The organism is Achromobacter sp. GbtcB20 (assembly GCF_019091095.1).
GTDB classification, from domain to species: domain Bacteria; phylum Pseudomonadota; class Gammaproteobacteria; order Burkholderiales; family Burkholderiaceae_B; genus Achromobacter; species Achromobacter mucicolens.
Map to the genome: position 1 here is coordinate 1 of NZ_JAGXJZ010000496.1, position 277 is coordinate 277.

Annotated in this window: 1 protein-coding gene; it reads left to right on the forward strand. The window is 65.7% G+C overall.

The annotated features are described in order from the left end of the window. On the forward strand, positions 1-277 hold a 277-nt coding region (locus KVT32_RS29920), incomplete at both ends, for a sorbosone dehydrogenase family protein (RefSeq protein WP_217619408.1).

The window sequence follows — 277 nt, forward strand, 5'->3', positions numbered from 1 at the left end:
CTCCACCCTCGGCAAGCTGTTGCGCGTGGACGTGCGCGGCGCGAGCGTCGGCCAGCCGTACACCATTCCGCACAGCAATCCCTATCTCAACCAGCCAGGACGGCGCCCGGAAATCTGGGCCTTCGGCCTGCGCAATCCCTGGCGCTTCGCCTTCGACGGCGAGCAGCTCTACATTGCCGACGTCGGCCAGAACGAACGCGAAGAGATCGACATCGCGTCCCTGCTCCAGGGCGGGCTGAACTACGGTTGGGACAGCATGGTGGGCACGGCCTGCTAT